The organism is Bifidobacterium sp. wkB344 (assembly GCF_003688305.1).
Lineage (GTDB): Bacteria > Actinomycetota > Actinomycetes > Actinomycetales > Bifidobacteriaceae > Bombiscardovia > Bombiscardovia mizhiensis.
In genome coordinates, this window is record NZ_NPOQ01000016.1 from 431,453 (window position 1) to 455,097 (window position 23,645).

The 23,645-nt window shown below is 60.7% G+C and carries 19 protein-coding genes and 2 tRNA genes; 7 read left to right on the forward strand and 14 right to left on the reverse strand.

From position 1 onward, the window contains the following. Positions 1-57 precede the first annotated feature (57 nt). Both CI601_RS06440 and CI601_RS06445 read left to right on the forward strand, forming a co-directional pair. Complete coding sequence (locus CI601_RS06440) at positions 58-483, forward strand: helix-turn-helix domain-containing protein (protein WP_121914750.1); 426 nt, start codon at positions 58-60, stop codon at positions 481-483. Continuing rightward, complete coding sequence (locus tag CI601_RS06445) at positions 480-836, forward strand: hypothetical protein (RefSeq protein WP_121914751.1); 357 nt, start codon at positions 480-482, stop codon at positions 834-836. The genes CI601_RS06440 and CI601_RS06445 overlap by 4 nt, the downstream gene beginning before the upstream one ends. A 137-nt stretch (positions 837-973) precedes the next feature. Here the strand turns inward: CI601_RS06445 and guaA are convergent, their stop codons facing one another. Further along, entirely contained in the window at positions 974-2,536 is a 1,563-nt protein-coding gene (guaA, locus tag CI601_RS06450; protein ID WP_121914752.1) for a glutamine-hydrolyzing GMP synthase, read from the reverse strand. A gap of 337 nt (positions 2,537-2,873) precedes the next feature. Between guaA and CI601_RS06455 the strand changes: the two genes are divergently transcribed. From CI601_RS06455 to CI601_RS06465, 3 genes are all read left to right on the forward strand, one after another. Continuing rightward, a complete protein-coding gene (locus CI601_RS06455; RefSeq protein ID WP_121914753.1) occupies positions 2,874-5,348 on the forward strand; it encodes a phosphoketolase in 2,475 nt (824 codons plus the stop codon). Between the two features lie 126 nt (positions 5,349-5,474). Continuing rightward, positions 5,475-7,163 (forward strand): phosphate acetyltransferase, encoded by a 1,689-nt coding sequence (gene pta, locus CI601_RS06460; protein WP_121914754.1) that lies wholly within the window; start codon positions 5,475-5,477, stop codon positions 7,161-7,163. Between the two features lie 190 nt (positions 7,164-7,353). Further along, the gene (locus CI601_RS06465) at positions 7,354-8,580 is read left to right on the forward strand and encodes an acetate/propionate family kinase (RefSeq protein ID WP_024627366.1); all 1,227 of its coding nucleotides are present in this window, start codon (positions 7,354-7,356) and stop codon (positions 8,578-8,580) included. Between the two features lie 156 nt (positions 8,581-8,736). Here the strand turns inward: CI601_RS06465 and hisN are convergent, their stop codons facing one another. Beyond that, positions 8,737-9,537 (reverse strand): histidinol-phosphatase, encoded by an 801-nt coding sequence (hisN, locus tag CI601_RS06470; RefSeq protein ID WP_121914755.1) that lies wholly within the window; start codon positions 9,535-9,537, stop codon positions 8,737-8,739. A gap of 33 nt (positions 9,538-9,570) precedes the next feature. Then, positions 9,571-10,929, reverse strand: a complete 1,359-nt coding sequence (aroA, locus tag CI601_RS06475) for a 3-phosphoshikimate 1-carboxyvinyltransferase (RefSeq protein WP_121914756.1) — start codon at positions 10,927-10,929, stop codon at positions 9,571-9,573. A 115-nt stretch (positions 10,930-11,044) separates the two neighbouring features. Between aroA and CI601_RS06480 the strand changes: the two genes are divergently transcribed. After that, a tRNA-Pro gene (locus CI601_RS06480) sits at positions 11,045-11,118 on the forward strand. Here the strand turns inward: CI601_RS06480 and CI601_RS06485 are convergent. The 9 genes from CI601_RS06485 to CI601_RS06525 form a co-directional block, all read right to left on the reverse strand. Further along, positions 11,110-12,396, reverse strand: coding sequence for an MFS transporter (locus CI601_RS06485; RefSeq protein ID WP_121914757.1), 1,287 nt, complete (start codon positions 12,394-12,396; stop codon positions 11,110-11,112). The genes CI601_RS06480 and CI601_RS06485 overlap by 9 nt on opposite strands. Positions 12,397-12,409: 13 nt before the next feature. Further along, the gene (locus tag CI601_RS06490) at positions 12,410-13,105 is read right to left on the reverse strand and encodes an ABC transporter permease (protein WP_183129780.1); all 696 of its coding nucleotides are present in this window, start codon (positions 13,103-13,105) and stop codon (positions 12,410-12,412) included. A 1-nt stretch (position 13,106) separates the two neighbouring features. Further along, the gene (locus CI601_RS06495) at positions 13,107-13,838 is read right to left on the reverse strand and encodes an ABC transporter ATP-binding protein (RefSeq protein ID WP_121914759.1); all 732 of its coding nucleotides are present in this window, start codon (positions 13,836-13,838) and stop codon (positions 13,107-13,109) included. A gap of 118 nt (positions 13,839-13,956) precedes the next feature. Then, positions 13,957-14,670 (reverse strand): TetR/AcrR family transcriptional regulator, encoded by a 714-nt coding sequence (locus tag CI601_RS06500; RefSeq protein WP_121914760.1) that lies wholly within the window; start codon positions 14,668-14,670, stop codon positions 13,957-13,959. A 128-nt stretch (positions 14,671-14,798) separates the two neighbouring features. Continuing rightward, positions 14,799-15,482 carry an NUDIX hydrolase gene (locus CI601_RS06505; protein ID WP_121914761.1) on the reverse strand — a complete coding sequence of 228 codons (684 nt, stop codon included), beginning with the start codon at positions 15,480-15,482 and terminating at the stop codon, positions 14,799-14,801. A gap of 35 nt (positions 15,483-15,517) precedes the next feature. Then, complete coding sequence (locus CI601_RS06510) at positions 15,518-16,435, reverse strand: Nif3-like dinuclear metal center hexameric protein (RefSeq protein WP_121914762.1); 918 nt, start codon at positions 16,433-16,435, stop codon at positions 15,518-15,520. A 52-nt stretch (positions 16,436-16,487) separates the two neighbouring features. After that, the gene (gene polA, locus CI601_RS06515) at positions 16,488-19,382 is read right to left on the reverse strand and encodes a DNA polymerase I (protein WP_121914763.1); all 2,895 of its coding nucleotides are present in this window, start codon (positions 19,380-19,382) and stop codon (positions 16,488-16,490) included. Positions 19,383-19,389: 7 nt separating this feature from the next. After that, a complete protein-coding gene (locus tag CI601_RS06520) occupies positions 19,390-20,037 on the reverse strand; it encodes an ANTAR domain-containing response regulator (protein WP_015021953.1) in 648 nt (215 codons plus the stop codon). 49 nt (positions 20,038-20,086) lie between these two features. Next, a tRNA-Leu gene (locus tag CI601_RS06525) sits at positions 20,087-20,160 on the reverse strand. Between the two features lie 121 nt (positions 20,161-20,281). Here CI601_RS06525 and CI601_RS06530 point away from each other — a divergent pair. Beyond that, positions 20,282-20,875, forward strand: a complete 594-nt coding sequence (locus CI601_RS06530) for an NUDIX hydrolase (RefSeq protein ID WP_024627356.1) — start codon at positions 20,282-20,284, stop codon at positions 20,873-20,875. Between the two features lie 149 nt (positions 20,876-21,024). Here the strand turns inward: CI601_RS06530 and pyk are convergent, their stop codons facing one another. Together pyk and CI601_RS06540 are read right to left on the reverse strand one after the other, a co-directional pair. Next, positions 21,025-22,467, reverse strand: a complete 1,443-nt coding sequence (pyk, locus tag CI601_RS06535; protein WP_121914764.1) for a pyruvate kinase — start codon at positions 22,465-22,467, stop codon at positions 21,025-21,027. Between the two features lie 114 nt (positions 22,468-22,581). Further along, the gene (locus CI601_RS06540) at positions 22,582-23,580 is read right to left on the reverse strand and encodes a TerC family protein (RefSeq protein ID WP_121914765.1); all 999 of its coding nucleotides are present in this window, start codon (positions 23,578-23,580) and stop codon (positions 22,582-22,584) included. Between the last annotated feature and the right edge of the window lie 65 nt (positions 23,581-23,645).

Here is a 23,645-nt window from a genome sequence, read left to right on the forward strand (position 1 = left end):
TCAAATCACCGCTTATCATTCTTGACTGATTAGTCAACTAATGCTATCTTGACGGGCATGGGTCGCAAGAGAAGTTTCGATGATGATGAGGTACTTGCCCGTGCCCGCGAGGTTTTCCTGGAGCATGGCTATGAGGGCACATCGATTGATGCTCTCGTCGAGGCCACGGGTCTGCTCCGGGGCAGTCTCTACGGTGCTTTCGGCAGCAAGCGTGGCATGTTCGTGGCTGCGCTACGTGATGCAACGGATTCGGAGTCGCGCGATTCGGGAGTGCTCAATCTGGTATTGGTGGCACTCATGGAGCTGTCAGATCATGATCTTGAGGTTCGTGGGCTGGTCAGGGATTACCTTGCGAAGCTGTCCAGCTCGGGATCGGGAGATACTAATGCTGTGGCCCTTGACATCGCCACGCTCCTTGGCGAGACGCTGCTACAGCGTGCACACATTCGGCTGCAGTCTGATGATGAAAGAAGCGAGTCATGAACAACAAGGTGGCAATTGTCGGGCGGACGCTGGAAGTTGAACCGCAGGGCTTGGATAAGATGTGGTCGTTCAAGGGGAAACTGGCCGTGCCGCTTGAGCATGTTCTGGGTGCGAGCGAGGATCCGGGCATTCTTGATGATGCCAAAGGCCTGCGTGCGCCCGGCCTTCATGTTCCCGGTAAATGGGCCGGCACATACATTGAGCACGGGGAAAAGACATTCTGGAATGTCACCAGACCGGAAAGTCCCATTGTCATCCAACTCAAGGGTGAGCGCTATGACCGACTGGTGCTCGGGGTGGAACATCCCCGCGAGCTGGTCAACCGAATCAATGCGGCCATTACAAAGCAGTAAACAATGAATTGCAGCACCTGAGTTCTTCCATCGACTATCGACATTCAATAGCCCGAGAACCGAATAACTGGGCCGACAAGTCATATGTGACTATACTGTCTTGGACGTATTGCCGTATGGCTTGTCGGCCTAGATGCTCACTCCCACTCGATGGTTGCCGGAGGCTTTGAGGTGCAGTCCAGGACAACACGGTTGATGCCCGAGCACTCGTTGGTAATGCGTGTGGAAATAGTGGCTAGCACGTCATAGGGCAGGCGCGTCCAGTCAGCGGTCATGGCGTCCTCTGAGGAAACTGGACGCAACACAATCGGCGAGCCATAGGTGCGCTCGTCTCCCTGCACACCTACCGAATGCACATTGGCCAGCAGCACCACCGGGCACTGCCAGATCTGCCGATCCAGCCCAGCCTTGGACAGCTCTTCGCGGGCAATGGCGTCCGCCTCGCGCAGGGTCTTCAAACGCTCCCGGGTGATCTCGCCGATGATACGGATGCCCAGACCGGGGCCCGGGAAGGGCTGACGCCAGACAATCTGGTCAGGCAGGCCCAATTCGGTGCCGATGGCCCGAACCTCATCCTTGAAGAGGGTGCGCAGAGGCTCGATCAGCTGGAACTTGACGTCCTTGGGCAGACCGCCCACATTGTGATGGGACTTGATATTGGCCGCTCCGTCTCCGCCGCCCGACTCGACCACATCAGGGTAGAGCGTGCCCTGCACCAGGAACTTGACCTCCTTGCCGGTCTTGCCGGCCTCCTCGATCACCTGTCGCTGAGCCTTTTCAAAGGTACGGATGAACTTCTCCCCGATGATCTTGCGCTTGCGCTCGGGCTCGGAAACACCCTTGAGCGCGGTCAGGAAGTCTTCTGAGGCATCCACCGCAATCAGCTTGATGCCAGTGGCGGCCACGAAATCATGCTTGACCTGCTCGGCCTCCCCCTTACGCAGCAGACCGTGATCCACAAAGACGCAGGTCAACTGGTCGCCGACGGCCCTGTGGACCAGGGCAGCTGCCACTGCTGAATCGACGCCGCCCGACAGGCCGCAGATGACCTGGTCATCACCCACCGTGCGACGAATCTTCTCCACCTGTTGCTCGATGATGCCCGAGGCGTTCCAGTCCGACAGCAGTCCAGCGCACTGATGCAGGAAGCGGTCGATCAGGTCCTGCCCCAGAGGGGTATTGGTCACTTCGGGATGCCACTGGACCCCATACAGCCCCCGGGAAGGATCCTGCATGGCCGCCACCGGAGCACCTTCGGTATGCGCCAGAACCTCAAAGCCCTCAGGCGCACGATTGACGGCAACGCCATGGCTCATCCATACATCCTGCCGGGCGGGCGAATCCTGCAGTATTCCCTTAGCATTGTCGATAAAGGCCTCGGTCTTGCCGTACTCCCCAAGGGCCGCCTTGTCCACCTCACCGCCCAGCTCATGAGCCATGACCTGGAAGCCGTAGCAGATGCCCAGCACGGGCACCCCCGCCTCGAAAATCCTCTTGTCTATGGTAGGTGCCCCGTCCACGTAGACGGATGCAGGTCCGCCGGAAAGGATGACCGCCTTGGGATCCTTGGCCAGCATCTGGTCCAGGCTCATCGAATGAGGCACCAGCTCGGAGTAGACCCCCGCCTCCCTGACTCGACGAGCGATCAGCTGGGCGTATTGCGCACCGAAATCGACCACCAGGACGGGACCCTGTGCCATAAGACTCCTTATATATATGTATGCTGTATCTGTCGTGGATGCCCGGGAGCGACGATTCGAGGCCCTCGAACAAGTCCAGTATGGTTGCAGTTTTCGACAATGCTACCGTCGTTGAGCCCAGATCGGCAGCCTCAACGGAAGTTCGTATCTGCAAGCAGACAATTCCCTCGCATTTTCTCACAAGAGCGAACACACACTGCAAGAAAACGTTCAGAAAAGTCTGCTCGTTCACGTACCATGTAGGCATTGGGTACGGACCCGACAGATGCCTGGAATGACACTGTACAAGCCCGTAACCGAGGTAAATAAACAATCGCACTAAAGTGCAGGAGTACACATGACGAATCCTGTTATCGGCACCCCTTGGGCGAAGCTGGAGACCCCAATCGCCGAGGAGACCCTCGAGGCCGTCGACAAGTATTGGCGGGCGGCCAACTATCTTTCCATCGGACAGATTTATCTTCGCAGCAACCCCCTGATGAAGGAGCCCTTCACTCGGGAGGATGTCAAGCATCGTCTGGTCGGCCACTGGGGCACCACCCCCGGCCTGAACTTCCTGCTGGGCCATATCAACCGTCTGATCGCCGACCATCAGCAGAACACCGTAATCATCATGGGCCCCGGCCACGGCGGCCCCGCCGGCACCTCGCAGTCCTACCTGGATGGCACCTACAGCGAGTACTACCCCAAGATCACCAACGATGAGGCTGGCCTGCAGAAGTTCTTCCGCCAGTTCTCTTACCCGGGTGGCATCCCCTCCCACTTCGCGCCTGAGACCCCCGGATCCATCCACGAGGGCGGCGAGCTGGGCTATGCCCTCTCCCACGCTTATGGCGCCATCATGAACAACCCCAGCCTCTTCGTGCCCTGCATCGTGGGCGACGGCGAGGCCGAGACCGGCCCTCTGGCCACCGGCTGGCAGTCCAACAAGCTGGTCAACCCCCGCACCGACGGCATCGTCCTGCCCATCCTGCACCTGAACGGCTATAAGATCGCCAACCCGACCATTCTCTCGCGCATCTCCGACGAAGAGCTGCATGAGTACTTCCATGGTATGGGTTATGAGCCCTTCGAGTTCGTTGCCGGATTCGACGATGAGGATCATCTGTCCATCCACCGTCGCTTCGCCGACATGCTGGAGACCGTCTTCGACAAGATCTGCGACATCAAGGCCCGGGCAGAAACCGACGACATGACCCGTCCCTTCTACCCCATGATCATCTTCCGCACCCCCAAGGGCTGGACCTGCCCCAAGTTCATCGACGGCAAGAAGACCGAGGGCTCCTGGCGCGCCCACCAGGTGCCGCTGACCTCCGCACGCGACACCGAGGCCCACTTCCAGGTCCTCAAGAACTGGCTGGCCTCCTACAAGCCTCAGGAGCTTTTCGACGAGAAGGGCGCCCTGCGTCCCGAGGTCACCAGCTTCATGCCCAAGGGCGACCTGCGCATCGGCGAGAACCCCAACGCCAACGGCGGACGTCTGCTCAAGCCGCTGGAGCTGCCTGACATCCACGACTACGAGATCGACGTCAAGAAGCACGGCCATGGCTGGGGCGCCACCGAGGCCACCCGCGTTCTGGGTTACTACACCCGCGACGTGCTGGCCAAGAACCCCACCGATTTCCGCATCTTCGGGCCTGACGAGACGGCCTCCAACCGTCTGGCTGCCGCCTACGAAGTGACCAACAAGCAGTGGGATGCCGACTACCTGTCGGAGCTGACCGACGAGCATATGGCCCATACCGGCCAGGTCATCGAGCAGCTCTCCGAGCACCAGATGGAAGGCTTCCTGGAGGGCTACCTGCTGACCGGACGCCACGGCATCTGGAGCTCCTACGAGTCCTTCGTGCACGTCATCGACTCCATGATCAACCAGCACGCCAAGTGGCTGGAGGCCACCGTCCGCGAGATCCCGTGGCGCAAGCCCATCGCCGGACTGAACCTCCTGGTCACCTCGCACGTCTGGCGTCAGGACCACAACGGGTTCTCCCACCAGGATCCCGGCTTCGTCGACATCCTGCTGAACAAGAACTTCAACAACGATCACGTGGTCAACATCTACTTCCCCGCCGACGCCAACATGCTGCTGAACGTGGGCGAGCGTTGCTACAAGTCGACCAACTGCATCAACGCCATCTTCGCCGGCAAGCAGCCCGCCGCCACCTACCAGAGCGTGGACGAGGCCGCCGCCGAGCTGGAGAAGGGTGCCGCCCGCTGGGATTGGGCATCCAATGCCAAGGATGCCGAGGATGCTGATGTGGTCATCGCCACTGCAGGTGACATCCCCACCCAGGAGGCCCTGGCCGCCGACGACATGCTGCAGAAGCTGGGCCTCAAGGTCCAGTTCGTCAACGTGGTCGATCTGCTGAAGATCCAGGACACCGAGGAGAACGATCAGGCCCTGTCCGACGAGGAGTTCACCGAGCTCTTCAGCAAGGACAAGCCGGTCCTATTCGCCTTCCACGCCTACCCCGGCTCCATCTACCGCCTGATTCACGGACGCCCCAACCACGACAACTTCTCCGTGCACGGCTACGAGGAGCAGGGCTCCACCACCACGCCGTTCGACATGGTGCGCGTCAACAACATGGACCGCTGGTGCCTGGCCGCCTCCGCCCTGAAGCTGGTGGACGCCGGCAAGTACGCCGACCAGATCGACAAGTGGACCAAGTTCCGCGACGAGGCCTTCCAGTTCGCCGTGGACAAGGGCTACGACCACCCCGATTACACCGATTGGGTCTGGCCTGATGCCAACCGCGCCGGCCAGGAGACCATCTCCGCCACCGCCGCGACCGCCGGAGACAACGAGTGATACGCTGATCCGACTCTGGAACCGCCCGTCATGCGCAGCCCGCATGGCGGGCGGTTTCTGTATACTGGACAAGGTTGTGAACAAAGCAGTCATCAAGGCAACCACGTCCGGACAGGAGAAGACACAGTGAGTCTTGCAAGCATCACCATCATCAGCCCAGAAGCCGCCAACGGCCGCAATGTCGTGGCCTACGGCCTGACCAAGGCCCTGAGCGCCAAAGCCAAAACGGCCGTATTCAGGCCAATCGCCTGCAGGAAGCACCCATTGACCCCGGAACTGGTTGCAGCCAGCTCGTTCCCCGACACTGATCCAGAGATCTGCCGTGGCAAGTGCCCCGGGCACGCCACTGAGGATCCCATGCAGACCCGGGCCGATGTCCTCAATGCCTATGACGGGCTGGTGGAGGCCACCCATCCCGAGCGCGTCCTGATCGTGGGCAGCGATGCCTCAAAGCTCTTCGACCCCGGCCTGTTTGCCCTGAACGCGCAGATCGCCGCCGACCTGAGGTCCCCGGTCATGCTGGCCGTCTGCACCATCGGCAGGGAACCCGGTCAGGTCATGAAGACTGTGGCCGCCTGCCGGCGAACCATCGAGGCGCAGGGAGCCGTACTCGCCGGTGTCTTCATCACCGGATGCCAGCCCGAACAGAAGGCGCCGCTTACCGAGGCCTTCCAGGAATACGATCTGCCGACTTGGACCGTCTCCAAGATGGACTTCGACACGGATCCGTCCGCCGATCAGGCCCGCCAGGCCACCAGCCAGACATTCCAACAGGAGGTGGATGTCGACCAGGTGCTGAAGGCCGCCGACGCCGCCAGCCCCAAGGCCACCACTCCTGTGGCCTTCCAGAACGACCTGCTGGCCAAGGCCAAGGCCAACAAGAAGACCATCGTCCTGCCCGAGGGCGGCGAGGACCGCATCATCAAGGCGGCCGACTACCTGCTGGCGCGTAACATCGTCGACCTGATCATCGTGGGCGACAAGGATTCCATTCTGGCTCGTGGCAAGGAGCTCGGCCTCAACAACCTGGACAAGGCATCCTTCCAGTCCATGGACGACGAGCAGGTGCTGGCCCCCATGGTGGAGCGCCCCTGCCAGCTGCGCGCCAAGAAGGGCATGACCCCGGAGCAGGCACGCAAGCAGCTGGCGGATCCTTCATACTTCGGCACCATGCTGGTGGTGCTGGGCAAGGCCGACGGCCTGGTGTCCGGCTCCATCAACTCCACTGCCAACACGGTCCGTCCCGCCCTGCAGGTGATCAAGACCAAGCCGGGCGCCTCACTGGTATCCGGAGCCTTCCTCATGTGCTTCCCCGACCATGTGGCGGTCTTCGCCGACTGCGCCATCAACCTCAACCCGTCGTCCGAACAACTGGCCGACATCGCCATCCAGTCGGCCCAAACCGCTCGCTCCTTCGGCGTGGAACCGCGCGTGGGCATGCTCTCCTACTCCACCCTGGGCTCGGGCAAGGGCCCGGATGTCGACCTGGTTGAAGAGGCCACCCGCCTAGCCAAGGACAAGGCGCCGGACCTGCCCATCGTGGGCCCCATCCAGTTCGACGCGGCCTGGTCGCCCACCGTGGCAGCCACCAAGGCCAAGGGTGATCCGGTTGCCGGAAAGGTCAATGTCTTCGTCTTCCCCAGCCTGAGCGCCGGCAACATCGGCTACAAGGCCGTACAACGCACCTCGGGTGCCCTGGCCATCGGACCGGTCCTGCAAGGGCTGAACAAGCCGGTCAACGACCTCTCGCGCGGTGCCCTGGTAGCCGACATCATCAACACCGTGGCTCTGACCGCCGTCGAGGCCCAGGACTGATCGCCGTCCCTATAAGGTCTATATGAACATCTGGGGCTACTGCTGGATCCTGTCTCCAAGAAGGTTCCGGTAGCAGCCCCAAAACCATGTCGGCCTGGCTATATACCGCGGCTTGTAAGGGCCGACGAGTAATCTTGAAGACTGATTGAGGAGCGCAGGCTCTATACAAGCACATCAGGAGGATGCCCCAATGGCGAAAACCGTCCTAGTCATCAATTCGGGTTCAAGCTCGATCAAGTACCAGCTGGTCGATCTGGAGACCAGCCAGAGCCTGGCCTCGGGTCTGGTCGAGAAGATCGGTGAGCCCACCGACGGCCACTACAAGCACGAGGTCAATGGCGAGAAGCATGAGCTTGAGGAGCCCATCCACGATCATGAGACCGGGCTCAAGCGCGTCCTGGGCTTCTTCAAGGAGTACGGCCCTGATCTGGACAAGGCCGGCATCATCGCCGTTGGTCACCGTGTCGTCCAGGGTGGAGCCATCTTCCCCAAGCCTGCCCTCCTGACCAAGAAGACCCTGAGCCAGGTCAAGGATCTGGCCGTGCTGGCCCCCCTGCACAACGGACCTGAGGCTGAAGGCGCCGAGGTCATGAGCCGACTGATGCCGCAGACCCCGCAGGTCTTCGTCTTCGATTCCTCCTTCTTCTTCGAACTGCCCAAGAAGGCCTCCACCTACGCCCTCAACAAGGACATCGCCAAGCAGTACCACATCCGTCGCTACGGCGCCCACGGCACCAGCCACCAGTATGTGGGCCAGCTGGTTCCCGGCCTGCTGGGCAAGCCTGCAGAGGGCCTGCGGCAGATCGTCCTGCACATCGGCAACGGGGCTTCCGCTTCGGCTCAGGTCTCCGGGCATCCCGTCGAGACCTCCATGGGCCTGACCCCCTTGGAGGGCCTGGTCATGGGCGGCCGCACTGGCGATATCGACCCTGCCGTTGTCTTCCACCTGATCCGCAACGCCCACATGAGCGTGGATGAGCTGGACACTCTATTCAACAAGCGCTCCGGCATGACCGGCCTGACCGGCCACGGCGATATGCGCGAGGTCCACAAGCTGATCGCCGAGGGCGATGAGGATGCCAAGCTGGCGCTGGACATCTATGTCCACCGCATCGTCGGCTACATCGGCAACTACACGGCCCAGATGGGCGGTCTGGACGCCATCACCTTCACAGCTGGCGTGGGCGAAAACGATGAGATCGTGCGTCGCCAGGTCATCGAGCAGCTGAAGCCCTTCGGCGTGAAGCTGGACCAGGAGAAGAACGACCAGCGCTCCAAGGAGGCACGGATCATCTCCACCCCCGACAGCACGGTCGCCGTCTGCGTCATCCCCACCAACGAGGAGCTCTCCATCGCCCGTCAGGCCGAGGTCGTCGCCAGCCAGGGCGATGCCTACGGCAACAAGTTCCAGGCCTGACCGTTGACCGGACCTGCCCCCTCAACCCGACTGATGGTCGAATGAGGGATGATTGAGATCAGGGTTCGATCCTAAGAACTTGGTCCTACGAACCAAGAAGGCTGGTGATCACATGCATTGCTGTGGTCACCAGCCTTCTTCTATAAGTCATATGTTTCAATCGCCCAAGGCCGCCAGGGCTTCCTTGTGCAGAAGACCGTTGCTGGCAAGACCATTGCCACCCCATGGACCCGGGTTGCCCGCCAGGTCAGTAAAGCTGCCACCGGCTTCGGTCACGATGGGAACCAAGGCACCCATGTCATAGAGATCAAGTTCCGGTTCGGCCGCCAGGTCGATGGCACCCTGGGCCAGGAGCATGTACTGCCAGAAGTCGCCGAATCCCCGCAGCCGCCAGACCCGGTCGGTCAAGTCGAGAAGCCTCTCCCGGCGGCCTATGGCCTTCCACCCAGTCAGCGATGACAAGGACATGGAGGCATCTTCCATCCGGTCCACTCCTGATACGTGGATAGCCTGGGGAGCTTCACCCTGGCGTGCCATGTAGGCTCCCTGACCCAGAGCAGCGTACCAGCGGGTGCCCAACATGGGGGCCGATACCGCGCCGACCACCATCTGATGGTCTACCTCCAAACCAATAAGGGTCGCCCAGACGGGTACTCCGCGCACATAGTTCTTGGTCCCGTCAATCGGATCAATGATCCACCGCCTGCCGTTGGACTCCTGCTTTCCCAGCTCCTCGGCATAGATGGTATCGTTCGGCCTTGCCTGGGCCAGAACGCGACGAATCACTGCCTCCGCCTCTTTGTCGGCCTGGGTGACCGGAGTATTGTCCGCCTTGCGTTCCACCTTAAGATCCGGCGACTTGAAGTAGCCCACAGTGACCTGATCCGCCTGGTCAGCCATGGCGATGGCCAGATCCAGATCCTCCTGCCAGGTCTGTCTATCAACCTCGATGCTCATAACACGGCTCCTTTTTGCTTGAATCGCTATGGTTCAGCCTTGGCCCTCGCCTGCCAGCATTCGCTTCCACATACCCGGGAAGTCGGGCATGGTCTTGGCCGTGGTGCCGATGTTGCGCACTCGGATGCCAGGTACCTTGAGCCCGATCATGGCGGCAAAGGTGGCCATGCGATGATCGGCATAGGTCTCCATGACGGCCCCGTGCATACTGTGCATAGGCACGGGCTCAATGGCCAGGCCATCGTCCAGCTCACGGGCCTGGCCGCCTATTCTGCTGATTTCGGTGGCCAGCGCCTTCAGCCGGTTGGTCTCATGACCGCGCAGGTGGCCAATGCCGTGCAGGCGGCTGGGTCCATCGGCAAAGACCAGGATGGCCGCAATCGAGGGAACGATCTCCCCTGCTGGGGACAGGTCGAAGTCGCCGAGTCCATGAATGACTTTCCCCCCGGTCACCCGACAGGTGGCGCTACCCTGACCGTCGGGAACCATGTCTACCTTCGCGCCCATAGTTTTCAGATACCCGGGCAGCAAGCCACCTGGCTGTGTGGTCCGTTCTGGCCAGTTGGGCACACTGACTTGCCCGCCTCCTATCAGGGCCGCTCCCAGGAAGGGGGCTGCATTCGACAGGTCGGGCTCCACCTGGACCCGATCGGGCAACTGCGTCCCAGCAGATCCCCTGCCTTCAACGCTCCACCTGCAGAGGTCGGGATTGGCCTGAACCTGGACCACGGCCTGACGCAGATCCTCAACAGTCATGGCGATGTGCGGAAGACTGGGCAGATGCTGGCCGGAGTGAACGATGGTCATAGTGCCCTCAGCCCTGGCAGCCAACAGCAGGAGGCCAGAAATGAACTGCGAGGATGCCGAGGAGTCTATAGTCACCTCCCTGCCTACCAGGCGATCCGGGGGTGCGAGCACAAAGGGCAGGAAGCCCTCCTGGCCCAGGTACTCGATTCTGGCTCCCAGCTGGGTCAGGCCGTCCAAGAGAGGCCTCATGGGACGCCGATAGGCCTGCTGGTCTCCATCGAAGTGCGTGGGGCCATTAGCCAGCATGGCCAGGCCCGGCACGAAGCGCATGACGGTTCCAGCCAGTCCGCAGTCTACCCGGGCGCCGCCACGGAAACGTCCGCCTGCCGGTGGAATGACCGTTACATTCGTAGGGTCGTCCGGCTCAACCCGACAGTCCACGCCGAGGGCCTCCAGGGCCCCAATCATCAGGTCCGTATCACGCGATCTGAGCAAACCTGTCAGCCTGACCGGACGACTTCCCAGGGCCGCCAGAATCAGATACCTGTTCGAGAGGGACTTACTCCCCGGTATGGTCACCGTTGCATCCAAAGGACCATCCGCCAACGGCGCCGCCCATGTCTCTTCCACTGTCATGATCACCATGGTAACCGCAGGCGCAGAGCTGTTCGCGCTCCCTGCTCACCCTCGCAGTACCAGCCGGGACCCGACCCTGTGCTATATTGATTCATTGTGCCCATGCAGTGACAGCGATGGGCGCCGGGCTATAGCGCAGCTTGGTAGCGCGCCTGCTTTGGGTGCAGGATGTCGCCGGTTCAAATCCGGCTAGCCCGACTTTTGCTTTCGTCCCATTTCGGGAGTCGGATCCTTGGCATTCATGCCCAGCAATCCCGCAGAGAAAATCGCCAGGGCCAGAAGGCCCGTCAGGCCCGCATACATGGACATGGTGATGGGGATGCCGACCAGATTACCCAGCGTCAGAAAAACCATCTGCCCCAGAGGCGCTCCGATCATCATGACAGTCTGCACCACTCCCATAGTTGCGGCCAAGTGGTCCTCGGCCACCGTGCTGATGAGCATGGTCATGAACCGAGGGTTGATCTTGCCCAGAAGATAGTTCATGACCAGGAGAGGAAAGAACAGTAGGGCAGGAATGCGCAGCCAGACCAGATTGACCCCTACTACGGCAGCTGCGGCCATGACTCCGGTCAGCAGATGGGCCATAGGTAACCGCCTGAGAGGATCCGCAGCAACGAGTGCGCCGAGAATGAGTCCCAGGGAGGAGATGCCGTTGACGGCGGCTATGGTCGTGCCGTAGCTTCCCCACCAGACCTCGGGCATGGAGATAAGCCCCAGATTGAGCAGGGGCTGCAGGGCGGTCCCCAGAAGGTTGACCATGCATCCGAAACCCACCATCAGAACCAGAAAGGCAGAGTGGCGGAACTCCCCCAAGGTCACATGGAGGCTGGATGCTAGTCCCACATGCTTGCCCACAGGTGAGCCATTGACTGAGACCTCCGCCCTGGCGAATTCCCGATAGCCAACAGCCACGAGAATCCCCGCCAGAAGGAAGGTGAGGGCGTTGATCAGCGCAAATACAGCGAATCTGTTGCCCATGAAGGCAATCAACACTGCGCCTCCGCCTGCACTGATGACAGCCGCGACGCTGGAGGAGGCCGAGGTGATTGAAGTCGCCTGGTGAAGCTGGCTCGGCTGAACCAGATGTTTGAGGACCGGCATCCACAGACTGCCTGCATATCCCTCCAGCATGGAAGATGCCATGTCCATGGCTACAAGCACTAGAAAGACGGGCAGGCTCTTGGACCTGCCGATCATTATGGCAATAACCAGATAGATACACACCTGAATCAGCTTGATCACCACTTGCATCCGCGTCTTGTGCACGGTCCTGTCGGCCAGGTATCCGGTCAGAATGGCCGTCAGGGCTGGAGCCACCCAGGCCATTGAGGCTATGGAGACGGCCAGTCCGGCAAAGGGCATGGTCTGGGCATAGACGATGAAGACGATGTTGAAGAGCTCGCCTCCGACCGTATTCAACAGACTGGCCAAAACCATGGTCACGAAAGGCTTGTTCTTCAGAAGCTCCTGCATGGTCAGCCGTCGATCAGGGCAGTTCGATCTTCATGAGGGTCCGATGAAGCAGCCACCAGGCCGGCATGGAGGCCAGAAAGATGATCAGAAGCAGCAGAGCAGACAGTAGCGGGGAGAGGGAGAGCAGGTTGCCCACTACAGCGTCCAGCAGGAGCAGGACCGCGAACATGATGGGCAGCGAGCGCTTCCAGAAGCCTATAGAAAGGGCGATGCCAACCAACCCCACCAGTCCGGCAAGGCTGGTAACCAGCATGAGGAGAACCTGTCCAAGCAGACTGCCTGGCGAGCCCGTTCCAAGCGAACCCACAAGACGGTCGATCAGCAAGATGACAGTCAAGGTGATGGCCGTCCCAACCAAGTAGGAGAGCGCCGTAAAGAGGCCGATGAAAACCAGCTTGGCCAGCAGGATTCGGCCTCGCGATATGGGGCATGAGAGGGTGAGCGCCAGGTTCCTCCCCGTGTAGGGCTCAATGAAGACCAGGTTGCAGAGCGCAGCAGCCACCAGGGAGAAGCCCACCAGAAGGATGACCATGGCCATCTGCAGCACGAAGGCCAGGCTGGACAGCCGAGGGTCAGACCGGCCGCTCGTGTGGCCAATGGCCAGGAACATGTCTCCGATGGCCAAGGCTGCGGCTACTACTGCCAGCCCTCCGAAGATGCAGGGCCATAACCTGGTCTTTTTCAGCTCTAATTTCAGCAGCGTCTTCATATCAGCCCTCCATGGCCTTGACCAGGGTTCGCTCGGCGACCTCCTGGCCTTGATTGAGCAGTTCCGGCACGCTGGCCCGCAGGCTGACTCTGCCGTTTGCCATGACCATGACATGGTCGGCCGTGCGCAACACCTCGGAGAGAATGTGGCTTGAAAAGAGGATTGCACTCCCCTGGGCTGCCAAGCTGCGCAGGCTGTCTCGCAGCCGTTCGATGGCCACAGGGTCCAGTCCGTTGAGCGGCTCGTCCAGTAGGTAAAGGTCAGGATGATGGCCCATGCACCTGGCCAGGGCCAACCTCTGCCTCATACCCATGGAATACCTGCCGACAGGTGTGGCTGAATCGGCGGCCAATCCGACCTTCTCCAAAAGTTGGCTGAGTCCAGTGGGCTCGGCATCCCTATACTCCCGGTCTGCCAATGCCAGGTAGGTCAGATCAATCTCCAGATTCTCCTTAGCGCTGAGGGACTCATAAAAGACCGGCTCGTTGATGGACACTCCCATCCTGGCCAGATTGCCCGGGTAGTCTTCGCTGAGACGCCTCCCCAGAAAGCGGATCCGACCGCCGACAGGCCTCTGCATTCCGGTCAGAATCTTCAACAGCGTGGACTTGCCAGCCCCGTTGGCACCCAGCAAGCCCAGAATTTCGCCCTGCTCCAGGGCCAAATCCAGTCCGGACAGCACCTCCCTGCCTTCAAATACTTGGACAATTCCGTCCGCCTTCAGCACCTGCATAAAACTCCCTTCAAAAAATACCGATGGTATGTTTGGTGGAAACAAAAACCATTACTCGTTGAGTTCCCGAATCTTGCTAGTAGCCAGAGCCCTTTTGGCCCTAAGAGATCTATCGGCTCTAAGAGACCCCTTGATCCTGATTCTTCTCAGATTCCTCTTGCGTGGGCTCCCCGCTGGTGGCAGTCAAAGGATTGCTCTTCAGATGTGCGTGCAAATGCACGGCCGCGCGAATAACCCGATCATCGACGACCGGCGCCCCTATTCCCTTGAGCATATCCGCCAACAGGGTGAACTTGGAGACCACCTGGTCCCGGGTCATGGTCGAGAATCGAATCCCTATCCACATGTTGAGCAGGATGTAGAGCACCTGGGCCAGATCCTCGGGATTGCATGGTGCGATGGAGCCGTCTTCCACTCCTTCACGGACATAAGGGGTGATCACGTCCACAATCCTGTCCATGGATTTCAGGTACATCTGGCCTACCATGCGGGGGCTCTTCAGCAGGGTTCTGGCGGAGAAGGTGACATCGAGACGCGAGTATGCCGACAGGGAAGCAATCAGCTCGTTGCGCAGCTTCTCCAACCCGGTCTCGCCAGGCCAGTCCCCCAGCCAGTCACCTTGGGATGAAGACGAGGCCATACGCTCGGTGACCGCTTGGAAAATAGCCGTCTTGGATGGGAAATGGTAGTAGACTGCTCCCTTGGTCATGCCACCCAAACCATCGACGATGTCCTGGATGCTGGTCCCGTCGTACCCCTTTTCCAGGAAGAGCCGTTGGGCTACATCGAGGATCTGATTGCGATGTCCTTCGGGATCCTTCGGTGTGCCCATGCAGTGCTCCTCTCCCTGTCAGCGCAACAATGCCTGATCATTCTGACATGACCATCTTTTCTGACAAGAACCTATCATACCACTGGTATGTTCTGTACGACCAATTACGAGTCTTGATGCCTGGAACCTCAATCCTTCTGCAGGCGACGGATGGCTTCATGCTGAATGGCCACCACCGCCTTGGCATCGGCGACTCCAGCTGCGCAGAGCTCCTGCCAGGAGACCCAGGCCGACTGGATATGCTCGCCCGCGTCGAAGTCGGTGGATCCCTGATGCCATCGACGCAGATGCAGGACCACGATGTGGCCGAGCTCGTCGCTCATACCCAGGGAGGAGTAGACATCGGGAGCAGCATCAATCCAACCGTCCTCCGGATCCAGATGGCTTTCTGAGCCCGACGAACCCTCAGGCCCGGGCACCAGACCGGTCTCCTCACGCAGCTCGCGCAGGACGGCCTTGACGGGGCTCTCCCCCGGGTCGATGAAGCCGGCCGGCAGGCCAAAGACATAGGCCTGGGCACCCACCCGGTACTCGCGGGTCAGCAGATAGGCATCGGCAGCGCAGTCGTGTACCAGCATGACCACGCAAGGGTCGTGGCGGATGAGCTGCCGGTCGATGGTTTCCTTGGAACCGTCACGCCGGAACATAGCCACCTGTTGCTGGTCGATAACGAATATCGGGCCGCGGAAGACCTCCCTGTCATCCATCAGCTCGGGAGCGCGGGTCATATCGATGCCCTTGGGTCCCTGACCATCGCGGCCATCAAGTCTGGCGGCCAATCGTGCCTGCAGATCCTGTGCTTCATCGCTCATGAAATCACTCCTCCTCAACCATCAATCCTCAGCCGTCAACGCACCACCATGGTCCAGGGATCGGTGACGATGGACGAAACCTCCACCTGCGGACGAACACCGGTAGCCGTCTCCAAGGCCCTGGCAATGTCTCCCTTGGCGTAGCGGAACCAGAGGCCCTCAATTGCCGAGTGTGGGGTGTTGAGCAGCATGGGTCTGGGCTGATTGGGCCGACCGGCCATCCGGGCCTCATAGAGGGCCTGTTGGTAGGCATCCGTGGCAGGGTGATGGCGTAAATCGCTGGTGATGTAGACATCGGCCCCCGTGGACCGGACCAGGTCGAACTCGGAGTCCCCCGATCCGGGCAGCAGGGCGACTGTAGAGACCATTGCCTGGGAAGGACCGACCGCCTGAACACCCAGAGCCGTCTTGGGCAAGAGGCCCGCCACGGTATGGACCAAATCCTCAAATGGCATGGGCTTGGGAAGCCGTCCCCAACGACCCAGACCTACCTGGATCCCCTGATCGGCGTGCAGATCGCGGTTTGAGACCGGCTGAGGAGCCAGCGGTTGCGCCTCCTGCAGGTCCAGGGCATCGGCAGCCGCCTGGGCCACACCACGGTAAGCAGCATCAGCGTTGGTATGACCCACCCAGAGCCCGCAGTGGCCCTCGATCAGCCTGGTTATCATATCCCCGCGGAAGTCCTGGCCAGAAACCTGGTGAACCGATCTGAAGAAGAGCGGATGGTGGGTGATCAGCAGGTCGGCCTTGCGATCCAGAGCCTCCTGAACCACATCAGGCCGAGGGTCCACAGCGCACCAGATCCGTCTGACTGGCCAGGACGGATCCCCTGCCACCAAACCCGGATGATCCCAGTCCTCCGCATAGTCCAGAGGGTAGAGCCCCTCCAGCAGATCCACCACCTGGCCCAGGGGCACCGAAGGCCTCTGAACCTCATCCTGTTCATCAGGCATGACGATCCCTCCTCGGATCCTACTGGGCTAGTCCCAGGCCACCCACGTCAGGTCAGTGAGCAGCCAGCTCCCAGTCCTGGCCGATGCCGGTGGATACATCCAGGGGCACGGCCAACTCAACGGCATGTTCCATGGAATCCTTGACCAGCTTGGTGGCCTTATCGGTCTCGCCGGGAGCAATCTCCACCAGCAATTCATCGTGGATCTGCAGGGAGATGCGACTCTTCAGCCCCTGATCGGACAAGGCACGGCTGGCCTTGATCATGGCGATCTTCATGATGTCGGCAGCCGACCCCTGGATGGGCGCATTCAGGGCGGCCCTCTCGGAGGCCTCGCGGGTGGGACGACGCTTGGAGCGCAACCCAGGGAAGTAGCGCCGCCGCCCAAACATAGTCTCGGTGTAACCCTTCTCCCGGGCATCAGCCACTAGGGACTCCAGGTACTCATGAACCTTGCCGAAGGTGGCGAAGTACTTAGCGCGGAGCACGTCAGCCGCAGCCGGGCTGATCTTAAGCTGCTGGGCCAGGCCATAGGTGCTCAGTCCATAGGCCAGCCCGTAGCTCATGGCCTTCACGTGTGAGCGCTGGTCTCCGGTGACCTCCTCCATGGGGATGTCATAGACCAGGCTGGCCACGTACCGGTGGAAGTCCGCGCCAGACTTGAAGGCGTCAATCAGGGCCTGATCCCCGGAAAGGTGGGCCATGATCCGCAGCTCCACCTGGGAGTAGTCCGAAGAGAGCAAGACCTCGTATCCGTTGCCTGGCACGAAGGCCGAACGGATCTCGCGGCCCCGGGCATCCCGGTTGGGGATGTTCTGCAGGTTCGGATCCACCGAGCTCAGCCGTCCGGTGGCGGCCACAGTCTGCTCGTAGGTGGTGTGCAGCCGTCCATCCCGTGGATTGACAGCCTCGCGCAGGGTCTGCACGATCTGCTTGAGCTTGTTGGTCTCCCTGTGCTTGAGCAGGGCCCCCAGAAAGTCGTTGGCACGCTCGTTGTTGACCGACTTGATGTAGAGGTCCTGCAGGACCGAGACGTTGGTCGAATAGGAGCCGGTCTTGGTCCTGTGGGTGGGCACCAGGCCCATGTCGTCGAAGAGCACCTTGCTCAGCTGCTTGGGGCTCTGCAGGTTGACACGGCTGCCGGCCCTATCCCAGGCGATTTCCTGGGCCTGGCGGGCCTCAGCGGCGAACCGGTCGTGCATCTCCTTCAGGCGGGCATCGTCCACCTTGGCGCCCTCGGTCTCCATCTGCGCTAGGACTGCGGAGGTGGGCAACTCTATGGTGCGCAACAGACCATATTGGTGACGCTCGTCCATCAGCTCCTGCAGACGCTCCGAGACCATCATGACGTACTGCGCCTGGCGCAGAATCCGGGTCCCCCGCCGACGTTCGTCCTCATCCTCTCGTCCGTCCAAGGCCAGGGCCCCCTGGGTGGCCTCAGGCTCCTCCTCCACGGGAATGGCCAGGAAATGGGCGACGGCCTGTTCCAGGTTGTCTGCGTGAAAATCAGGTTCAGCCAGGTAGCCTGCCAGCTTGGTGTCGAACAGGGGCAGAGGCATATGCAACCCCTGGCTCTCCAAGAGGTGCAGGTGCTCCTTGTAACCATGGACCACGCAGGTGCCGATCCGCTGGTCGATCAGCTCCTGGATGGCCCCACGCATATCTTCGTCTATGTCTTCTGCCATCAGGACCAGGCCGTGCCCGTCCATGGAGAGAATGGCCAGCTCCTCCAGGCCATAGTCGCCGTGCTTGGCCCAGCCGATGGCGTGCAGAACCCAGTGCTCCTTCATGGCCTCGCTGCAGCGCATGGCATTCTGGTCGGAGTCGCCGATGTCCTTGATTTTGTCCAAGGACTCGGCCATGGCCTTGACATGATCCGCCGAACGCTGGCAAAGGGCCTTGTCCGGCAGATGCTTCTCGCACCAGTCCCGCAGCTGGTCGCCGGACTCCGCCTTGTCACGCTCGGGCTGGACGAACTCCTCCTGCTTGTTGCTGACATCGACCAGTGCCGAGGCTGGAGAATAATCGTAATCGGCAACCGTGTTGAATCCACGCAGAATCTTTTTGCGGGTCTGGGGGCCGAACTGCAATTGCTCGAAGATGGGCAGAACCTGATCCGTGTGGATGGTGCCGAAACGCAGATCCTCCACCTTCACACCCAGGTCCAGATTGCGCACCAGGGCGTTGACCTTCCGGTTGAGCCGCACCTGGTCGGCGTTCTCCGCCAGAGCCTGACCCTTCTTGCCGCCGATCTCGTCGGCGTGCTCCAGAATGGAATCCAGCGATCCGTACTTGTTGATCCACTTGGCGGCATAACCGTCGCCCACACCCGGCACGCCGGGGATGTTGTCGGCGCCCTCGCCGCGCATGGCGGCCAGATCGGGATACTGCTCCGGAGTCACCTTATAGCGATCCATAATGGCCTGGGGCGTCATGTGCTTGAGGTTCTTGAAATGGTGGCCGGGGTAGAGCACGGTGATGTCGTCGTCCACCAGCTGGAAAGCGTCCCTGTCCCCTGACAGGACCAGGGTCTTGAATCCGGCCTGCTCCCCCATGGTGGCCAGTGTGCCGATGATGTCATCGCCTTCGTAGCCGGGTTTTTCGATATAGGTGATGCCCAGGCCCTTGAGCAGGTCCTGGATCAGGGGCAGCTGGCTCAGCAGCTCCTTGGGGGCAGCCTCACGGGTGCCCTTGTACTGGGGCAGCATGGCATTGCGGAAGGTGCCGCCCTTGACGTCAAAGGCCACACCCATGTGGGTGGGCTTCTCCTTGGCCATGACATCCGCCAGCATGGTGGCAAACCCCCACACCGCGTTGGTGGGCTGTCCGGTCGAGGTGGTGAAACTCTCGACGGGAAGGGCATAGAAGGCCCGGAAGGCCAGCGAATGTCCATCGACGACCAGCAGGGTGCGGCCGTCCTTGTCCTGCTTCTTCGTCTGGTCTTCCATAGGAGGGCTAACGGTCGTTCTGGTTGGCCACGTTGTTGATGACCACGTCGGCCACCTCCTGCATAGTCAGCCTGCGGTCCATGGAGGTCTTCTGAATCCAGCGGAAGGCCTCGGACTCGGTCATGCCCATGCTCTCCATGAGCAGACCCTTGGCCCGATCCACCCGCTTGCGAGCTTCGAAACGGGCCTTCATGTCGGTGACCTCGTCCTTCAGGGCGTTGATCTGGTCAAAGCGTGAGATAGCCACCTCAAGGGCCGGCAGCAGCTTTTCCGGAGCGAAGGGCTTGACCACGTAGGCCATGGCTCCAGCATCAGCCGCCTTCTCGACCAGGCTCTGCTGGGAGAAAGCCGTCAGCATAACCACAGGGGCCAGGTTCTCCTTGCCGATCTCAGTGGCGGCGGTAATGCCGTCCGTGCCGGGCATCTTCACGTCCATCACGACTACATCGGGCCTCAGCTCGCGGGTCAGATCAATGGCCTCCTGGCCGCTGGCCGCCTGACCGACCACGTCATAGCCGGCATCCTCGAGAGCTTCGACGGTATCGAGCCTGATCAAAGCCTCGTCCTCCGCCACAACCACGGTCCGCCCTTCGGGGGAATCGCTGCGGTTCTTACTCTCTGAAGCCACTTTCAACCTCGTTTCCTGAAAGTCCATCCGCGCTTCAGCGAAAACCGATGAGAGACGGATGGGGTTCGCTTTATCGTGCCCCCGGTGAGACTCGAACTCACACTGCACGGATTTTGAGGCCGTTTCCTCTACCAATTGGGATACGGGGGCTTTTCGTCACCACAGAGAATCTACCATACTTTGGCGACGACGCAAGGTTATTCGTGTTGATTCTGCCTTAGAATGAAGACAGTTATGTATTCAGGCACATCAGCAGTCGAAGGAGAGCATGATGACCACTCAGATCTATCGACGGTTCGATCCTTGGCGCACCTCCCCCGTCCAGGAGAAGGCCCGCAAGCAGATTATGGACAGCCACTACTTCAGCGTCGACAGGGTCACCTTTGAATCCAGCGACAATCAGACCTTCGATCGCAGCATCGTCAGCGAGAAGCATGGAGACACCATCGCCGTCCTGGCCATCACCGACGACGGACGGATACCCCTGGTCGAGCAGTACCGTCTGCCCACCCACCGTTGGACCCTTGAGCTGCCGGCCGGGCATCCGCTCAATGACAAGGAAGCCCCCATCGATGTGGCCACCAGGCGGTTGCGCGAGGAGGCCGGATACAAGGCTGCCTCCTTTAACCAATTCGCGAGGTTCATCAACACCCCCAGCTTCTCCACCCAGCACACCACGCTCTTCTATGCTGAAGGCCTGACCCCGGTCCAGCCGGCCAGCCTGGCACCAGAGACCCCCCACCAGAATGTGCGACTCTTCACCGTGGATGAGGCCTATGACATGGTGATTGCAGGAACCATACTGGACGCCAAAACCACCATCGCCATCCTGCGGGCCAAAATCGGACTGTCTGACCTGCACTGACGCAGAAACCCCTCACACAAAGAACCGGTGGCCTCTTCCCCTGCATTGATAAAGGGGAAAGACCACCGGTTCACTGCTTCATCAGCATCTTGGAAATCTGAGGATCCACCTGACTGACTCAATCGACAGTCAGGTGGCAGATCAGAGCATCACTCGTTGGAGCCCACGGTGTGGACGTAGATGCAGTCGGTGTTACCTGGCTCATGCTCGCCCTGGGCGCAGCTGAGCACCACCAGGCAGTCGCCGTCGGAGACCTTGCCCTGCTTCTTCAGGGTGGAGTCCACGAAGTTCATCAGGTCTGCGCGAGTGAAGTCATGGTAGTCCTGCCCGCAGAGGAACGCCTCAGTACCCCAGCTCAAGGCCAGCCAATGATAGGTATGCTCATTGGTGGTCAGTGCATAGATGGGGGCAGCCGGACGCTCGCGAGAGATCCGGTGCACGGTGTTGCCCGTCTGAGTGAAGGCCACGATGGCCTTGGCATTGATCTTGTCGGCCAGATCCACAGCGGCGGAAGAGACGGCACCCGAGTTGGACATGTCCAGGTTGTGCATGGCCGGGATGCGGTCGAAGCCGTGGGTAGTGGCGTAGTCGGAGATCCGGGCCATGGTGGAGACCGTGGTGTCGGGGTATTCGCCGACGGCGGTCTCATTGGAGGTCATGGTGGCATCGGCACCGTCAAGAATGGCGTTAGCGCAGTCGGAGGCCTCGGCGCGGCTGGGGATGGGCGAATGGACCATGGAGCCCAGGACCTCAGTGGCGACGATGACCGGCTTGGCGTACTGACGGGCCAGCTCGATGCAGCGCTTGGTCACCAGTGGGACCTGCTCGAAGGGCATCTCCACAGCCATATCACCGCGGGCCACCATGATGCCGTCGAAGGCCTTGACGATCTCCTCCAGGTTCTCAACAGCCTGGGGCTTCTCGATCTTGGCGACGATGGGGATGCGGCGACCCTCCTCGTCCATGATCTCGTGGGCGCGGTCGATGTCGGTGGCGAAACGGACGAAGGACATAGCGATAATGTCGGCGCCGGTGCGGATGCCCCAACGCAGGTCCTCCTCGTCCTTCGGGGTCAGCGCCGGCAGACTCACGGCCACGCCAGGCAGGTTGATGCCCTTGTGGGAGGAGACAGGACCAGCCACGACCACCTTGGTGTAGACTTGGTTGCCCTCGACCTTGGTGACCTCCAGGCGGACCTTGCCGTCGTCGATCAGGATGGGATCGCCGGGGTGGCAGTCCCCGGGCAGACCCTTGAAGGTGGTGGAGGTCATGTGCTCGTCACCCTCGACATCGTCGGTGGTGATGATGAACTCCTGACCCTCCTTGAGGTTGACCTTGTCTTCGCCCTGCTCGTTCTTCTTGAACCAGCCACAACGAATCTTGGGACCCTGCAGATCGACCAGGGCCGCCACATTTCGTCCAGTCTCCTTGCTGGCCTGACGGACGTTGTTGTAAACCTTGAGGTGATCTTCGGGGGTGCCGTGTGACCGGTTGAGTCTGGCTACATCCATACCGGCCTTGACCAGCTTGGTGATGTTCTCCAGAGACTCCGAAGCCGGCCCGATGGTGTCGACGATCTTGGCTTTGCGCATATGCTACCTGCCTGTTCTTTTTCCTGTTTACCGTTCTATTGTACAGACTCAGCCTGATGGGAACCACTATTTCCCGTTAGCGCTAACATCCCTTGTGGTTCAAGGGATCGCTTATCACTTTTCTCTCTGAGAGGCTGTTTCAAGGGACTGACGACGGCTCTTGAGCACTGAAGCCAGAGCGGCGATGCCTACGGCCAGGACAATGACCAGCAGGGACGCCCAGGTCGGTATATCCGGCACGGCTTCCAGGGGCTGCCCGCCATTGATGAAGGGCAGCGTGTTGCCGTGCAGAGCCTCCATGATCAGCTTGACCCCGATGAAGGCCAGGACCACAGCCAGCCCTAGGGGCAGATACTCCAGCTTATCCAGCAGGGATCCCAGCAGGAAGTAGAGCTGCTGAAGGCCCAGCAGGGCGAAGACATTGGAGGTGAAGACGATGAAGGGATCCTTGGTCAGTCCGAAGATGGCCGGAATGGAGTCAAAGGCGAACATGACATCAGTGGTGCCGATGGCCAGGAAGACCACCAGCATGGGCGTGAAGTAGCGCTTGCCCTCGAAGGTGGTCCGCAGGTGCTCACCGTCGTAGTGGCTGGTGATGGGAATGACCCGGCGCAGAACCCTGATCAGCCCGTTCTCATGGTACTCCTCCTGCTTGCCTCGGCTGGAGACCATGTTCCAGGCGGTGTAGAGCAGGAAGAAGCCGAAGATGAAGAAGACCCAGGTGAAGCGGGTGATCAGCGCCGTCCCGGCCAGGATGAAGACGCCGCGCAGCAGCAGAGCGATGGTGATGCCGACGCTGAGCACATAGCGCTGAAGCCGCAGGGGCACGGCGAAATTGCCCATGATGATGACGAAGACGAAGAGGTTGTCGATACTGAGCGAGTACTCGGTCAACCAGCCTGAGTAGAACTCGATGGCCGGCTTGGAACCGGCCACCTTCCAGATCAACGCACCAAAAATCAGGGCCATGACCACGAAGAAGCCGATGTGCCTCACGCATTCGCCGGTCGAGGGGACGTGCGGCCGCCGTCCGATCACCAGAAGATCGACCACGAAGAAGACGGCCAGCACAACCAGGCTCACAACCATGAACGGCAGAGGTGTCTCGGACATATCACCTGACTTTAGCGGCAAGATATGACGTGCTCATCACCCCGTCTGCCCATCAGAGCATCCTC

What these genes read in the sequence shown, in the direction of transcription:
- CI601_RS06440 (WP_121914750.1), top strand. Translation starts at nt 58, where the DNA reads ATGGGTCGCAAGAGAAGTTTCGATGATGATGAGGTACTTGCCCGTGCC.
- CI601_RS06445 (WP_121914751.1), top strand. Translation starts at nt 480, where the DNA reads ATGAACAACAAGGTGGCAATTGTCGGGCGGACGCTGGAAGTTGAACCG.
- guaA (WP_121914752.1), bottom strand. Translation starts at nt 2,536, where the DNA reads ATGGCACAGGGTCCCGTCCTGGTGGTCGATTTCGGTGCGCAATACGCC.
- CI601_RS06455 (WP_121914753.1), top strand. Translation starts at nt 2,874, where the DNA reads ATGACGAATCCTGTTATCGGCACCCCTTGGGCGAAGCTGGAGACCCCA.
- CI601_RS06465 (WP_024627366.1), top strand. Translation starts at nt 7,354, where the DNA reads ATGGCGAAAACCGTCCTAGTCATCAATTCGGGTTCAAGCTCGATCAAG.
- hisN (WP_121914755.1), bottom strand. Translation starts at nt 9,537, where the DNA reads ATGAGCATCGAGGTTGATAGACAGACCTGGCAGGAGGATCTGGATCTG.
- aroA (WP_121914756.1), bottom strand. Translation starts at nt 10,929, where the DNA reads ATGGTGATCATGACAGTGGAAGAGACATGGGCGGCGCCGTTGGCGGAT.
- CI601_RS06485 (WP_121914757.1), bottom strand. Translation starts at nt 12,396, where the DNA reads ATGCAGGAGCTTCTGAAGAACAAGCCTTTCGTGACCATGGTTTTGGCC.
- CI601_RS06490 (WP_183129780.1), bottom strand. Translation starts at nt 13,105, where the DNA reads ATGAAGACGCTGCTGAAATTAGAGCTGAAAAAGACCAGGTTATGGCCC.
- CI601_RS06495 (WP_121914759.1), bottom strand. Translation starts at nt 13,838, where the DNA reads ATGCAGGTGCTGAAGGCGGACGGAATTGTCCAAGTATTTGAAGGCAGG.
- CI601_RS06500 (WP_121914760.1), bottom strand. Translation starts at nt 14,670, where the DNA reads ATGGGCACACCGAAGGATCCCGAAGGACATCGCAATCAGATCCTCGAT.
- CI601_RS06505 (WP_121914761.1), bottom strand. Translation starts at nt 15,482, where the DNA reads ATGAGCGATGAAGCACAGGATCTGCAGGCACGATTGGCCGCCAGACTT.
- CI601_RS06510 (WP_121914762.1), bottom strand. Translation starts at nt 16,435, where the DNA reads ATGCCTGATGAACAGGATGAGGTTCAGAGGCCTTCGGTGCCCCTGGGC.
- polA (WP_121914763.1), bottom strand. Translation starts at nt 19,382, where the DNA reads ATGGAAGACCAGACGAAGAAGCAGGACAAGGACGGCCGCACCCTGCTG.
- CI601_RS06520 (WP_015021953.1), bottom strand. Translation starts at nt 20,037, where the DNA reads ATGGACTTTCAGGAAACGAGGTTGAAAGTGGCTTCAGAGAGTAAGAAC.
- CI601_RS06530 (WP_024627356.1), top strand. Translation starts at nt 20,282, where the DNA reads ATGACCACTCAGATCTATCGACGGTTCGATCCTTGGCGCACCTCCCCC.
- pyk (WP_121914764.1), bottom strand. Translation starts at nt 22,467, where the DNA reads ATGCGCAAAGCCAAGATCGTCGACACCATCGGGCCGGCTTCGGAGTCT.
- CI601_RS06540 (WP_121914765.1), bottom strand. Translation starts at nt 23,580, where the DNA reads ATGTCCGAGACACCTCTGCCGTTCATGGTTGTGAGCCTGGTTGTGCTG.